Source organism: Dactylosporangium sp. CA-139066, from assembly GCF_050936175.1.
Lineage (GTDB): Bacteria > Actinomycetota > Actinomycetes > Mycobacteriales > Micromonosporaceae > Dactylosporangium.
On sequence record NZ_JBNJNH010000001.1, the window covers coordinates 821,961 to 836,207 of the forward strand.

General features: G+C 72.0%; 9 protein-coding genes and 2 pseudogenes. 9 read left to right on the forward strand and 2 right to left on the reverse strand.

Annotated elements, in window-relative coordinates; genetic code table 11:
- Window positions 1-41 precede the first annotated feature (41 nt).
- The 5 genes from ACQEVU_RS03850 to ACQEVU_RS03870 all read left to right on the forward strand — a co-directional run bounded on the left by ACQEVU_RS03850 (window position 42) and on the right by ACQEVU_RS03870 (window position 4,208).
- Entirely contained in the window at window positions 42-329 is a 288-nt protein-coding gene (locus ACQEVU_RS03850) for a DUF167 domain-containing protein (protein ID WP_433320599.1), read from the forward strand.
- The gene (locus ACQEVU_RS03855; protein ID WP_433320602.1) at window positions 326-1,843 is read left to right on the forward strand and encodes a potassium/proton antiporter; all 1,518 of its coding nucleotides are present in this window, start codon (window positions 326-328) and stop codon (window positions 1,841-1,843) included. Before ACQEVU_RS03850 ends, ACQEVU_RS03855 begins: the two co-directional genes overlap by 4 nt.
- A 454-nt stretch (window positions 1,844-2,297) precedes the next feature.
- Window positions 2,298-2,729, forward strand: a complete 432-nt coding sequence (locus ACQEVU_RS03860) for a TraR/DksA family transcriptional regulator (RefSeq protein WP_433320605.1) — start codon at window positions 2,298-2,300, stop codon at window positions 2,727-2,729.
- Complete coding sequence (lspA, locus tag ACQEVU_RS03865) at window positions 2,639-3,286, forward strand: signal peptidase II (protein ID WP_433320608.1); 648 nt, start codon at window positions 2,639-2,641, stop codon at window positions 3,284-3,286. Before ACQEVU_RS03860 ends, lspA begins: the two co-directional genes overlap by 91 nt.
- Window positions 3,279-4,208, forward strand: coding sequence for an RluA family pseudouridine synthase (locus tag ACQEVU_RS03870; protein ID WP_433320610.1), 930 nt, complete (start codon window positions 3,279-3,281; stop codon window positions 4,206-4,208). Before lspA ends, ACQEVU_RS03870 begins: the two co-directional genes overlap by 8 nt.
- Before the next feature lie 10 nt (window positions 4,209-4,218).
- Here ACQEVU_RS03870 and ACQEVU_RS03875 read toward each other — a convergent pair whose 3' ends face one another.
- A complete protein-coding gene (locus tag ACQEVU_RS03875) occupies window positions 4,219-5,748 on the reverse strand; it encodes a carbohydrate binding domain-containing protein (protein WP_433320613.1) in 1,530 nt (509 codons plus the stop codon).
- Window positions 5,749-5,873: 125 nt separating this feature from the next.
- Between ACQEVU_RS03875 and ACQEVU_RS03880 the strand changes: the two genes are divergently transcribed.
- Together ACQEVU_RS03880 and ACQEVU_RS03885 are read left to right on the forward strand one after the other, a co-directional pair.
- Window positions 5,874-6,671, forward strand: coding sequence for a hypothetical protein (locus tag ACQEVU_RS03880; RefSeq protein ID WP_433320616.1), 798 nt, complete (start codon window positions 5,874-5,876; stop codon window positions 6,669-6,671).
- Window positions 6,672-7,057: 386 nt separating this feature from the next.
- A pseudogene (locus tag ACQEVU_RS03885) lies at window positions 7,058-7,849 on the forward strand (MinD/ParA family ATP-binding protein); the annotation flags it as partial.
- On the opposite strand, the gene ACQEVU_RS03890 reads toward ACQEVU_RS03885, so the two are convergent.
- The gene (locus ACQEVU_RS03890; protein ID WP_433320618.1) at window positions 7,837-9,192 is read right to left on the reverse strand and encodes a transaminase; all 1,356 of its coding nucleotides are present in this window, start codon (window positions 9,190-9,192) and stop codon (window positions 7,837-7,839) included. The pseudogene ACQEVU_RS03885 and the gene ACQEVU_RS03890 sit on opposite strands and share 13 nt — an antisense overlap.
- A gap of 35 nt (window positions 9,193-9,227) precedes the next feature.
- Between ACQEVU_RS03890 and dnaE the strand changes: the two are divergent.
- Together dnaE and ACQEVU_RS03900 are read left to right on the forward strand one after the other, a co-directional pair.
- Window positions 9,228-12,536 (forward strand): annotated as a pseudogene (dnaE, locus tag ACQEVU_RS03895) (DNA polymerase III subunit alpha); the annotation flags it as partial.
- A 425-nt stretch (window positions 12,537-12,961) separates the two neighbouring features.
- Entirely contained in the window at window positions 12,962-14,170 is a 1,209-nt protein-coding gene (locus ACQEVU_RS03900) for a hypothetical protein (RefSeq protein ID WP_433320621.1), read from the forward strand.
- Window positions 14,171-14,247 lie beyond the last annotated feature (77 nt).

Below are 14,247 nucleotides of genomic sequence, written 5' to 3' on the forward strand. Positions count from 1 at the left end.
CGGAGGATCGCCCTCGTTCGGGTGATCCTTCACAATGAGGCGTGACCACGATCGCGATCCGCGTCAAGCCCGGTGCCTCGCGCACCGTGGTGGGCGGGAGCCACCCGGGGCCGTATGGGCCCGCAGTGGTCGTCGCGGTCGGCGCCCGGCCCGTGGAGGGGCAGGCGACCGAGGCGGCCCTGAAGGCGCTGGCCGGCGCCATCGGGGTCCGGCCGTCGGCACTGCGGCTCAAGGCCGGCGCCACGAGCCGCGACAAGCTGGTCGAGCTCGCCGACCCGCCCGACGACCTGCCCGACCGGGTCGCCGAGCTGCTGGCGGGCCGCCGTTGACGCACCAGTTCAACGTCGCGCTTCTGGTCGGCGCGGCGGTCCTGCTGGTCTGCGTCGGCGCCGTGCGCCTGTCGGTCCGTCTGGGACTGCCCAGCCTCCTGGTGTACCTCCTGCTGGGCATCGTGATCGGCGAGGCCGGCTTCGGCATCCGGTTCGCCGACGCCGAGCTGACCCGCACGCTCGGCATCTGCGCGCTCGTCGTGATCATCGCCGAGGGCGGCCTGACGGCCCGCTGGTCGACGCTGCGGCCCGTGCTCGGCCCGGCGGCGGTGCTGTCCACCCTCGGCGTGGTCGTCAGCGTCGCGGTTGTCGGGGCCGTCGTGCACTATGCCCTCGGCGTCGGCTGGCAGCAGGCGCTGCTCTACGGCGCCGTGCTGTCCTCGACCGACGCCGCGGCGGTGTTCTCGACCCTGCGCCGGGTGCCGGTCCGGCCGCGGCTGGCCGCGCTGCTGGAGGCCGAGTCCGGCATCAACGACGCGCCCGTGGTGATCCTCGTCGTGCTGCTGTCCACGGCGCCGGCCGAGCAGGGCGCCTGGTACGTGGAGCTGGGCCTCGTCACCTACGAGCTCGTCGCCGGCGCCGCCATCGGGCTGCTGGTGGGCTTCGGCGGCTCGTGGGCGCTGCGCCGGGCGGCACTGCCCTCGGCCGGCCTGTACCCGCTGGCGGCGATCGGCCTGACCGTGCTCGCCTACGCGGTCGGCTCCGTCGCGCACGCCTCCGGCTTCCTCGCCGTCTACGTCACCGGCGTGGTGCTCGGCAACGCCCGGCTGCCGCACCGGCGGGCCATGCTCGGCTTCGCCGACGGGCTGGCGTGGCTGGCCCAGATCGCGCTGTTCGTGCTGCTGGGCCTGCTCGCCTCGCCGAGCCAGCTGGGCGGCGCCGTGCTCACCGCGCTCGTCGTCGGCCTGGTGCTGGTCCTCTTCGCCCGGCCGCTGTCGGTTCTGCTCAGCGTCGCGCCGTTCGCGCTGACCAGCTCCGGGTTCGGCTGGCGCGACCAGGCCTTCCTGTCCTGGGCCGGCCTGCGGGGGGCGGTGCCGGTCGTGCTGGCCACCATCCCGCTCACGGCCGGCGTGCCCGGCGCCCAGGACCTCTTCAACGTGGTGTTCGTCCTGGTCGTGATCTACACGGCGGCGCAGGGCGTCACGCTGCCCCCGGTCGCGCGCCGCCTCGGCGTCACCGCGCCCGCCGAGCCCACGGACCTGCAGGTGGAGGCGGCCCCGCTGGAGCGCATGGGGGCCGATCTGCTGCAGGTCGACGTGCCGACCGGCTCGAAGCTCAACGGCGTGCACGTGGACGAGTTACGATTGCCTGTCGGTGCGGTCGTGACGCTCGTGCTGCGCGACGGCGGCGCGTTCGTGCCGGCGCCGGAGACTCGCCTGAAGGACCGCGACAGCCTCCTGATCGTCACCACTGAGCAGGTTCGCGACGTCGCGGAGCGGCGGCTGCGGGCCGTGAGCAGGCGGGGAAGGCTTGCCCGCTGGTTTGCCGAACATGGCGAGGATCGGCGCCAATAGTTGATCCAATTGGCCCGAATACGTGTGGCGCGTTTGTAGGACGCGTGTACATTCCGTATTCTTGCCAGCCACTGGAGTGCGCGACCGCGCGTCGCGCGCCCATTTTGCATCTGGGGGAGCCATGGCCGAGCGGGCTGGTGCCGCGCCAAAGGGGCGGTCAGCAAGCGGCGCCGGGCGGGGTAACGCCGCCGATGTGACGGGTGTGACCACTGTGACAACAGCACAGAAACCCGCCACTAGGCAAGCCACGTCCGGGACTTCGTCGCGGGCCAAGAGCGCGAACGCGGCATCGGGCCGGACGGCCAGGCGTTCGGGGGAGCGGGCGCAGCCGCCCGCTGAGAAAATGGCGGCGGCCCAGGGGACCACTGGCCGTACCGCCGGCAGGACCAGCACGACCAGCACCAGGAAAGCGCCGACCACGTCAACCGCCGCCCGTGCGGCCGAGGGAGCCACCATGGCCAAGACCGCAGAACCGAAGACCACCGCGGCCAAGACCGCTGGGGCGAAGCCCGCCCGTGGCACGCGCACGGCAGCCGAGACCGAGAAGATCCGCGTTGCCCTGATCGAGCGGCGGGACGAGCTCAAGGCGGAGCACGACCAGACCCTGCTCGAGATCCACGAGCTGCAGCAGCACCGGCTCACCGACTCGGCCGGCGACGACCAGGCCGACACCGGCACCAAGACCGGCGAGCGCGAGCAGGAGATCACCATCGCCAACAACCTGGCGGAGCGGGTCTCGCAGGTCGAGCGGGCCCTGGAGCGCCTCGACGAGGGCGGCTACGGCTGGTGTGAGAAGTGCGGCAACGCCATCCCGGTCGAGCGGCTGGCCGCTTTCCCGTCCGCTACGCTCTGCGTCACCTGCAAGCAGTTGGAGGAGCGGCGCTGACCACCCAGGACCCCACCCAGGATCGGACGACCGAGGCCGCGACGGGGTCGCGGACCCGGGCCTGGACAGTCTTCGGCCTTGTCGCGATCGCGGTCGTCGCGATCGACCTGGCCGTCAAGCAGTGGACCACCTCGACGATCGCGCACCGGGAGCCGCTCAAGCTCCTGGACGGGCTGATCTACGTCATCTACACGCGAAACAGCGGTGCGGCGTTCAGCATGTTTCGCGACCAGACGTGGATCTTCCCGCTGATCGCGATCGGCGTGATCTGCTGGCTGTTCTGGATGATCAAGGGCACCCTGTCGGCCGCCTGGGCGGTCGCGCTGGGGCTCATCCTGGGCGGGGCCGCGGGCAACCTCGGCGACCGGCTGTTCCGTGCGCCCGGGCCCTTCCGGGGCCACGTGGTGGACATGTTCAGCTTCCTGGACGACCACGCGGGCCACTTCCCGGTGTTCAACATCGCGGACTCGGCCCTGACGGTCGGGGTGGCCCTGGCGATCCTGCTGGAGTTCATGGGCCGCCGGCGCGACGGGACGCGGGTCAAGCGCAATGCGTGAGGTTCGCTCGCTGCCGGTGCCCGACGGGCTCGACGGCACGCGGCTCGACCAGGCGCTGACCCGGCTGTTCGGCCTGAGCCGGACGGTCGCGGCGGACCTGGTCGAGGCCGGCGACGTCGCCGTCGACGGCGAGGTCCGCGCGAAGTCGGAGAAGGTCCGCGCCGGCGCCTGGCTCGAGGTCACGCTGCCCGCCCCGCCGGGCGCGGTGGCCGTCGAGGCGGTCCCGGTCGACGGCCTCGTGGTCGTGTACAGCGACGACGACATCGTCGTGGTCGACAAGCCGGTCGGCGTGGCGGCCCACCCGAGCCCCGGCTGGACCGGCCCGACCGTGATCGGCGGGCTGGCGGCGATGGGGCAGACGGTCGCCACCAGCGGCGCGGCCGAGCGGCAGGGCGTCGTGCACCGGCTCGACGTCGGCACGACCGGGCTCATGGTGGTGGCGAAGAGCGAGTCCGCCTACAGCGCCCTCAAGCGGGCGTTCAAGGCCCGCGAGGTCGAGAAGCGGTACCACGCGGTCGTCCAGGGCCACCCGGACCCGCTGCGCGGCACCATCGACGCGCCGATCGACCGGCACCCGAACCACGACTACAAGTTCGCGGTCGTCTCCGGCGGCCGGCCGAGCGTCACGCACTACGACACGATCGAGGCGTTCCCGGCGGCGAGCCTGCTCGACATCAAGCTCGAGACCGGGCGCACGCACCAGATCCGGGTGCACTTCTCGGCGCTGCGCCATCCCTGCGTGGGCGACCTGACGTACGGCGCGGACCCGACCCTGGCGGCCCGGCTCGGGCTGTCTCGGCAGTGGCTGCACGCGCGGGAGCTGGGCTTTCTGCACCCGCGCAGCGGCGACTACGTGTCCTTCGTGAGCGAGTACCCCAAGGACCTGGCGGCGGCGCTCGAGATCCTCGGCGCCGCCGCCTGATCCTGCCTGCTTACGCCAGCGTGATGTCGTCGGCGTAGATGGTGCCGGTGCCGTACCAGCCGTGCACCCACACCTTGATCGACGCCGAGCTGCCGGTGTTGACCGTGACGGTCAGCTTCGTCCAGCTCGAGCCGCCCGGCGTCCACGTGCTCGTGTCGCCGGCCCCCGTCGTGGCCCCCAGGAACGCGTAGCTGCCCTGCACCCAGGCGGTCAGGGTGTACGCGTGGTTGGCCTGGACCGCGACCGTCTGGCTGCACGTGGCGTTGTCGGAGCTGGACGCGGCGGCCTTGAGGGCCTTCGTCCCGCCGTGCACCGGCGTGCTCACGACGCTGCACAGCGAGCCGGTCCACGGGCTCAGGCTGCCGGTCTCGAAGTTGCCGTTGACCAGGCCGTTGCCGGGCGGGGTGCTGCTGCTGCGGCTCGGGCTCGGCGACGTGCTCGGGCTGCGGCTCGGGCTCGGCGACGTGCTGGCGCTGCGGCTGGGGCTCGGCGACGAGGTGCTGCCGCCGCTGGTGAACGGCGCGAAGATGTGCGAGAAGTCCCAGGTGCTCTGGGAGATGCCCGAGCACGTGTCCGACGCCGCGCCGCCCGGGCAGCCGCCGTTGTCGCGCTGGAGCGCCCAGAACGACAGCTCCGCGATGCCCTGCTGGGTGGCCCAGCTGTACACGGCGTTGGCGTCGGCCAGCGTGAAGGTCTCCGCCGGGCCAAAGTCGTCGACGCCGATCATCTCGGTGACGCCGATCATGGACCACAGCTGCTGGCTGGTCTTGCCGGGGTACAACTGCTGCAGTTGCGAGTGCAGCCCGTTCGACGCCGTCTTGGTGTCGTTGGCCATCTGGTGCGGCTGGTTGTCGTAGTAGTCGAACGTCATCTGGTTGACGATGTCGACCCGGGCGTTGTTCGACACCGCGTTGCGCAGCACCGCGAGGCCGCTGTCGGCGAGGCCGCTCGTGGTCGTCGGCAGGGTGTAGACGAACTGGATGGTCCGGCCGTTGGCCGCCGCCCAGTCCTCGACGATCTTGATCGCCTTGTTGCGGCGGTCGATGCCGGCCGAGTTGGTCAGCGAGTTGTCCTCGACGTCCAGGTCGATGCGGGTGACATCGTAGGTCGTGATGACCTTCTCGAACTGCGCCGCGATCTGGTTGACGTCGGTGCAGCTGTCGGCGATCTCGGTGCCGCCGTTGTCGGCCGCGTAGCCGCCGAAGCTGGGGATGACGTCGCCGCCGCGGGCGCGGATGGCGGCGATGTCGCTGCCGAAGGTGGAGCCGGCGATCGGCATGCCGCTGTCGCCGTTCCAGTACACGGTGCACGAGCCCCGGCTGGCGGTCTGGATGAACGCCATCGTCAGGTACTTGTCGCCGGACTGCTGGGACAGGCCGTTGAGGCTGTCGCCGTTGTACGCCTCGAAGTACGGGGCGAACACGTGGGCGGGGATCGCGGTCGCGGCCTGGGCGGACGGCGTGACCGCGAGGAACACGCCGGTGGCGGTGAGCGCCACCGCGGCGGCTCCGAGAGCACGGACCGTGGTCGATCTGCGCATGGGTCCTCTTCTCCGGTGGGGGAGGCTTCTATTAGGAAACCTTCCTGATAGAAATCCTTCACTCAATCGATGTCAAGACCCCATGAGTCACCCTTAAGAAAGCGCTGTGCGACCCTGGCGGGGCGATGAAGCAGCTCCAGCGACTCGACCAGCGCCTCCTTCCGCCGGTCGGCGACGTCCTCGCCCGGATCTTCCGGGGTGCCCAGCGCCTGCGGGCGTTCACGATCGTCGTCGGCGTGCTCGCCGTGACCGCGACACTGCTCGCCGTGCACCGGCCCGAGCGGCCGCGCAGCGACCCGTCCCTCGGCGACGCGCTGCGGGTCGGGGTGGCCGCGGGTGACTCGATCCCGGCGTACATCCAGTCGGGCCGCGACCAGCTGGCCGCGCTGCCGGGTGACGCGCCCACCTACGCGCTCGTGTCCTTCACCGCCTACCTGGCGCCCGACCGGCTGGCGCCGGTGCTCGCGGACGTCTCGGTGTCGAGCGTCTTCGCCCGGGTACCGCTGCCGAAAACGCAGACCGAGCTCGTGCGGCTCGGGGCGTACCGGCTGCCCGACGACGTGGTCACGGCCATGGACGAGACCGCCCGGCGCAAGATCGACGAGGCGCAGCACTACCGCGACCTGCTCGCCCGGGCCGACGACGCCCCGAGCGACACCCGCCAGCGCTACGTCGACGGCGCCATCGTCGCCGACCAGGAGGCGACCGCCTATCGCGAGCACTGCTCGTGTGTCTATGCCGCGGTCGTGTACGCCGGCCCGGCCGCCCTGCGCGCCGTCGCCGCCCGCCCCGAGACCCGCGTGGTCGACCCGATCACCGAGCTGCAACGCCTCGATCGCACGGTGTTCCTGCCCCCGTTGCCCGAGCAGACTACGGTCGCGGAGCCGGTGACCGAGGCCGCCGCGTCCCCCGGTCCGTCCTGAGGCGATATCCCTTCGGCCTGTCGTGCAGTTGATGCAGGGGATGGGCTCGCAGGTGTGGTCCGAATAGTGTTCGGTCCGTAGCCTGAGGTACGGGTTTGCGTGCGCGCGTCGAGGGAGGGTCAGCCGTGGCCGAGGCAGGGTGGGAACGCTCGGCGGAGCCGGCCCGTTGGCGCTCGCTCCTCGATCGGGCGCTGCTCGGCCGGTCGGCCCCAGGTGATCTCGATTACGACGGCCGGTTCGACCGGGCCACCGCCCCGCATCCGCCGTCCCGGCCCTACGATGAAGAGCCAATGAGCAACGGCACCCGCCCCTATGACGCGCCGCCGCGTCGCGGCCCCAGTGTGGAGTACCAGGCGCCGCGCCCGGCCGACCCCACCGAGCAGATGGTGCAGGTCCTGCGCCAGGAGATCCCGACGCCGAAGGTGCTGGCCTTCGCCAACCCCAAGGGCGGCGTGCACAAGACGACCGCGACCGTGCTGACCGCCGCCACGATCGGCAGCGTCCGCGGCAAGGGCGTCATCGCCTGGGACGACAACGAGCTGCGCGGCACGCTCGGCCTGCGTGCCGGCAGCGCGCGGCACGCCCGCACGATCCGCCACCTCATCGCCGACCTCGTGCGCGTCGAGCACGCGACCGGCTACGACCTCTACGACATGCTCGACGACTACCTGCGCCACGCCTCCGACGGCTCCTACGACGTGCTGGCCGGCGAGGAGAACCCGCGCTTCGCGCAGCGGCTCGACCCGCACACGGTGCGCCGCGTGCTGGAGCTGCTGCGCCGCACCCACGACGTGATCTGCGTCGACACCGGCAACAACGTCGAGAGCCCCAACTGGCAGACCGTGCTGCAGGCGGCCGACCAGCTCGTGGTCACCAGCGTGCCGCGCGAGGACGCCGCGTTCACCGCCGACTGGATGCTCGACCTGCTCGACGAGGCCGGCATGGAGGAGCTCGTCGCCAACGCGGTGACCCTGCTGTCCTGCCCGACGCCCAACCCGACGCCGCTCATCGACGACCTGGCCGGGCACTTCCGCACCCGGACGCGGGCCGTCGTCGTGGTGCCCTACGACCCGGCGCTGGAGAGCGGCTCCAACATCGAGTATCCGATGCTGGCGCCGGCGACCAAGCGGGCGTGGCTGCGGGCGGCGGCGGTCATGATGGACCCCTACGCGCGCTGAAGCTCCTCGATCGCCTTCGTGAACACCTCGTCGTGGTGGGCGACCTGCTCCGGCGTCGTGGCCGGGGACATCAGCGCCATGTTGTGGAACGGGGTCAGGAGAATGCCGCGGTTCGCGAGATAGACGTGGAGGAAGTCCTCCAGGTCCGCGTCGCTTGCGGCATTTGATTCGGTACCCGTAGTGGGCGCCGGGTTCGCGAACCGGTACTCGACCCGTGCCCCGAGCCTCGTCACGGACCACGGCAGGTTGTGCGCCTCGATCGTGCGCCGCGTGTTGACGGCGAACTGCTCGGACAAGGCGGACATCCTCTCGAAGTTCGCGTCTGTCAGGACATGTTCGAGGGTGGCCCGGGTGGCGGCGATCGACAGGGCGTTGCCGGCCAGGGTGCCGCCGACGCCGCCCATGTCGATGAGATCGAGATGCTCCGTTCGTTCCACCATCTCGGCGAACTCCGCGGACAAACCGTAGGCGGCCGCGGGGATGCCGCCGCCGATCGCCTTGCCGATCGTGACCACGTCGGGCTGCAGGCCCCACGCGCCGGTCGCCCCGCCGGGGCCGGCCGAGAACGTGTGCGTCTCGTCGTTGACGAGGTAGGTGCCGTACCGGCGGGTCAGCTCCCGCACGCCCTCCAGATAGCCCGGCCGCGGCAGGACGATGCCGATGTTGGTCAGCGCCGGCTCCATGATCACCGCGGCGACGTCGCCGTGTGCGAGCTCGCGCTCGAGGCCGGCCAGGTCGTTGTACTCGGCGACCCGGCTCGTCACCGTCACGTCGACCGGCGCGCCGACGTTGCCCTCGCGGGCGGCCGGATTTCCCTGGGCGTCGAGGACGATCAGCGACTCGTCGACGGAGCCGTGGTAGCAGTAGCTGTTGAACAGGATCTTCGGCCGGCCGGTCACCGCGCGCAGCAGCCGGATCGCCCAGCGGTTGGCGTCGGTGGCGCTCAGCGCGAAGCTCCAGCGGGACACGCCGAAGCGGCGGGTCAGCTCCTCGCCGACCCAGGCCGCGTCGGGCGTGGGCAGCATCGCGCACGCCCCGCCGGCGACCTCGAAGCGCTCGCGGACCGCGGCGACGACCGGCTCGGGGGAGTGGCCCGCCATCGCGGCCGTGTCGCCCAGGCAGAAGTCGGTGTACTCCAGCCCGTCGACGTCGGTCACCGTGGCGCCGCGGGCGGCGGCGAGGTACAGCGGAAAGCCCGCCGCCTTTTTGTTCATCCAGGTCATCGGCACCCGGCCGAACAGGTGCCCGGCCCGCTCGTACTCGGTCGCGGATCGCGGGTGGCGCTCGGCGAATTCGGCTCGTTCTCGGCGCAGCAGTGCGCCGAGGCGGTCACGGTCGATCATGCAGTGCAGTGTCCACCAATTTGACGTGCCGCAAAATGTCGTACCCCCGCGATAGGTTCGGGGCCGTGGGTTTCGTACATCTGCACGTACACACCGAGTACTCGATGCTCGACGGTGCCGCGCGCCTGGGGCCGCTGTTCGGGGAGGCCGCGCGGCTCGGCCAGCCCGCCCTGGCCATGACCGACCACGGCAACATGTTCGGCGCCCACGACTTCTACCACCAGGCCGTGCGGGCCGGGATCAAGCCGATCCTCGGCGTCGAGGCCTACCTGACCCCCGGCACCCACCGGCGCGACCGCACCCGGGTGCGCTGGGCCGACGGTGGGGAGAACGACGTCTCCGGCGGCGGCGCCTACACCCACCTGACCCTGCTCGCCGCCGACGCCACCGGCCTGCGCAACCTGTTCCGGCTCTCGTCGCGGTCCAGCCTGGAGGGGTATTTCTACAAGCCGCGGGCCGACCGGGAGCTGCTCGGCGAGCACGCGGCCGGCGTGATCGCCACGACCGGCTGCCCCTCCGGCGAGGTGCAGACCTGGCTGCGCATCGGCGACTTCGAGCGCGCCTGCGCGGCCGCCGGGGAGCTGCGCGACATCTTCGGCGCCGGCAACCTCTACCTGGAGCTCATGGACCACGGCCTCGAGATCGAGTCCCGGGTCCGCGCCGACCTGCTGCGCCTCGGCCAGCGGCTCGGGCTCACCCCGGTGGCCACCAACGACCTGCACTACACGTTCGCCGGCGACGCCGACGCCCACGAGGCGCTGCTCGCCGTGCAGTCGGCGACCACGCTGGCCGACCCGAAGCGCTTCAAGTTCGACGCCCGCGACTTCTACCTCAAGCCGGCCGAGGAGATGCGCCGGCTGTGGGACGCCGAGGTCCCCGGCGCCTGCGACGCCACCCTGGAGATCGCCGAGCGGATCGGCGACTATGCGGAGGTCTTCGCCGCGCGCAGCCTGATGCCGAGCTTCTCCGTCCCGCCCGGGCAGAGCGAGGAGACGTTCCTGCGGGCCGAGGTCGAGCGGGGTCTGCGCCGCCGGTTCCCCGATGGCGTCTCCCCGCAGCACACCCGCCAGGCCGAGTATGAGCTGTCGGTGATCACCGGTGCGCGCCTCGCCGGCTACTTCCTCGTCGTGGCCGACCTGGTCGCGCACGCGCACCGCGAGGGCATCCGGGTCGGGCCGGGGCGCGGGTCGGCGGCCGGCTCGCTCGTGTCGTTCGCGCTGGGGATCACCGAGCTCGACCCGCTCGCGCACGGGCTGCTCTTCGAGCGCTTCCTCAACCCGGAGCGGCCGAGCATGCCCGACATCGACATGGACTTCGACGAGCGCCGGCGCGGGGAGATGATCCGATACGCCACCGAGCAGTATGGCGCCGACCGGGTGTCGCAGATCATCACGTACGGGACGATCAAGGCCAAGGCGGCGATCAAGGACGCGGCGCGGGTGCTGGGCTTCCCCTTCTCCCTCGGCGAGCGGATCAGCAAGGCCGTGCCCCCGCCGGTGCTCGGCCGCGACATGCCGCTGTCCGGCGTGTTCGACCCCGCCCACCCGCGGCACAAGGAGGGCGGCGAGCTGCGCCGGCTCTACGAGTCGGAGCCCGACGTGCGCACCGTCGTCGACACCGCCCGCGGCCTGGAGGGGCTCAAGCGCCAGTGGGGCGTGCACGCCGCCGGCGTCATCCTGTCCCGGGAGCCGCTGATCGAGGTGCTGCCGATCCAGCGCCGCGAGCAGGACGGCGCGATCATCACGCAGTGGGACATGGGCGCCTGCGAGGCGATGGGCCTGCTCAAGATGGACTTCCTCGGCCTGCGCAACCTCACGATCATCGACGACGCGCTCGAGGCGATCCACCACAACCGGGGCGTCTCGGTCGTGATCGAGGAGGCGTCGCTGAGCGACCGGCCGACGTATGAGCTGCTGACCCGCGGCGACACGCTCGGCGTGTTCCAGTTCGAGGCGACGCCGGTCCGCCAGCTGCTGCGGTCGATGGCCCCCGACAGCTTCGCCGACATCTCCGCCGTCGGCGCGCTCTATCGGCCCGGCCCGATCGCCGCCAATGCGCACAACGAGTATGCCGACCGCAAGAACGGCCGCCGCCCGGTCACGCCGATCCACCCCGAGCTCGCCGAGCCCCTCGCGGACATCCTCGGCGACACCTACGGCCTGATCGTCTACCAGGAGCAGGTCATGGCGATCGCCCAGCGCGTCGCCGGCTACACCCTCGGCGCCGCCGACCGCCTCCGGCGCGCGATGGGCAAGAAGAAGAAGGAGATCCTCGACGAGGAGTTCACGCTGTTCGCGCCGGCGATGCGCGAGCGCGGCTACTCGGAGGCCGCGATCCGCACCCTGTGGGACATCCTGGTGCCGTTCTCGGACTACGCCTTCAACAAGGCGCACAGCGTGGCCTACGGCCTGGTGGCCTACTGGACGGCCTACCTCAAGGCCAACTACCCCGCGGAGTACATGAGCGCCCTGCTCACCTCGGTCGGCGGCGACAAGGACCGCTCGGCCGTCTACCTCGCCGAGTGCCGCCACATGGGCATCCGCGTCCTCCTGCCCGATGTCAACTCCTCCCAGGGCCGCTTCGCCGCCGACGGCCCCGACATCCGCTTCGGCCTCGGCGCGATCCGCAACGTCGGCGCGGCCGCGGTCGAGGCGATCATCCGCGCCCGCCGCGAGAAGGGCGCCTACACCGACTTCTACGACTTCCTCGCCAAGGTCGACCAGGTCGTGTGCAACCGCAAGACGATCGAGTCCCTCATCAAGGCCGGCGCCTTCGACTCCCTCGGCCACTCCCGCCGCGGCCTGCTGAGCATCCACGCCGACGCCCTCGACGCCGTCATGGGCGTGAAGCGCAACGAGGCGATGGGCCAGTTCGACCTCTTCGGCGCCCCGCTGATGACCGCCCCGCCGGTGCCCAGGATGGAGTGGGACAAGCCCGAGCGCCTGGCCTTCGAGCGCGAGATGCTCGGCCTCTACGTCTCCGACCACCCGCTGCGCGGCCTGGAGCACGTCCTGCGCGCCGCCGCCGACCGCCCGATCGCCGCCCTGGCCGAGGAGGGCACGGTCCCCGACGGCGCCGTCGTCCGCCTGTCCGGCATCCTGTCCGGCGTCCAGCGCAAGGTCACCCGCCAGGGCCGCCCCTGGGCGTCGGCCCTCCTGGAGGACCTGGACGGCAGCGTCGAGGTCATGTTCTTCCCGGACACCTACGAGATGGTCGACCAGTGGGTCGCGGAGGACGCGGTGGTCGCGGTGAAGGGCCGCGTCGACCGCCGCGAGGAGGCTCCGCGCCTCATGGCCATGGACCTCACCCTCCCGGACCTGACTGCCCCGTCTTCACCCGCCCCGTCCGCGAACGCCGCCTGGTCCTCTTCCGCGAACGCCGCCTGGTCCTCGTCCGGGACGGCGGCGTCCTCGTCCGGGACGGCGGCGTCCTCGTCCGGGACGGCGGTGGCGTCCTCGTCCGGGACGGTGGCGTCCTCGTCCGGGACGGTGGCGTCCTCGTCCGGGACGGTGGCGTCCTCGTCCGGGACGGTGGCGTCCTCGTCCGGGACGGTGGCGTCCTCGTCCGGGACGGTGGCGTCCTCGTCCGGGACGGTGGCGTCCTCGTCCGGGACGGTGGCGTCCTCGTCCGGGACGGTGGCGTCCTCGTCCGGGACGGTGGCGTCCTCGTCCGGGACGGTGGCGTCCTCGTCCGGGACGGTGGCGTCCTCGTCCGGGACGGCGGTGGACTCGCTTGCCGGTTCGGCGCCCGAGCCTGGCAGGATGGGATCGTGAGCATCGCCCCGATTTCGCCCGTCGAACAGCCGGAGGCCGCCACCCCGCAGCCGGCGAGCGTGCCACGCGGTCGGGAGGCGCTGTTCGCCCTCCTCGTCGCCGTGGTGGTCGCGGCCCTGGGCGCGCCGTTCGGCTGGCTGTGGTCGAAGCTTGCCCCGCACGTGGAGCTCGTCCAGACGCAGTACGGCCCATATCCCCTCCAGCCCGAGCCCGAGGGCTACTGGGCCGACGACGGCTGGTTCATCCTCATGTCGCTCGGCATGGGCGCGATCGTGGCCGTGGCCGCCTGGTTCCTGCTCCGCCGCTACCGCGGCCCGGTGCTGCTCGCCGCCGTGGTCCTGGGCTCGATCGGCGCCTCGGTCCTGGCCGCGTGGCTGGGCAACAAGATCGGCTGGTCCCACTACATCGACCAGGCCGAGCACGCCCCGGTCGACACCCACATCTTCCGCCCGGTGAAGCTGCGCAGCGGCTCGGCCAGCCTGGCGTTCGGCTTCGTCCCGTGGGTCCGCGGCACCATGCTCATCCAGGGCCTGGCCGCCGCGGCGATCTACACGGGCCTGGCCGGCTTCCACGCCTCGCCGACGCTCCGCTACGACAACATGCCCCCCGAGTACCTGGGGCCGCCGGCGCCGAGCGCCTACCCGCCGCCCCCCGGCGAGTACCCGCCCGCCGACGACGCCTACTCGACCGTTCCCGCCGGCCACTCGCAGCCCGGCTACCAGCCAGACCCGGCCGGCTTCGCCGACGCTCAGCCGGCGTTCCCGTCGGCCGGTCACGCGCAGGGCCAGCCCGCTTTCCCGCCGGCCGGTCACGGTGAGGGCCAGCCCACGTTCCCGACCGCCGGTCACGGTGAGGGCCGGCCCACGTTCCCGGCCGCCGGTCACGGTGAGGGCCAGCCCACGTTCCCGGCGGCCGGTCACCTCCAGGCGCAGGCGGGGTTTTCGCCGTCGGGCGAACAGATGCAGCAGTTCGGTCAGCCGTCGGCTTCGAATGGTGGTCGGGCCGCTTCTTCGGCTGGGCATTCCGCCGCCGATCAGGGCTGGCCGACGCCGATGCCCACCTCGGCCGGCAACGGGCCGAGCGCTCCGCACGCCGACATTGTCTGGCCGCCCGATGGCCCGATTCCGGGTCCTCAGCCCAACGCGGAAGGGTCGTCCGAGTCCGGCCCGGGCGTCGATCGCCGGGATCCGGGAGGCTCCGCCTAGCCTCGCCGCCTAGCCTCGCCGCCGTTCCTCAGCGCCAAGCACCGGGTGGTTCCGGACCGCCGGCCAGGTGTCGGATA

Coding starts and splice junctions, on each gene's coding strand:
- ACQEVU_RS03860 (WP_433320605.1), top strand. CDS start 2,298: ATGGCCAAGACCGCAGAACCGAAGACCACCGCGGCCAAGACCGCTGGG.
- ACQEVU_RS03870 (WP_433320610.1), top strand. CDS start 3,279: ATGCGTGAGGTTCGCTCGCTGCCGGTGCCCGACGGGCTCGACGGCACG.
- ACQEVU_RS03875 (WP_433320613.1), bottom strand. CDS start 5,748: ATGCGCAGATCGACCACGGTCCGTGCTCTCGGAGCCGCCGCGGTGGCG.
- ACQEVU_RS03880 (WP_433320616.1), top strand. CDS start 5,874: ATGAAGCAGCTCCAGCGACTCGACCAGCGCCTCCTTCCGCCGGTCGGC.
- ACQEVU_RS03890 (WP_433320618.1), bottom strand. CDS start 9,192: ATGATCGACCGTGACCGCCTCGGCGCACTGCTGCGCCGAGAACGAGCC.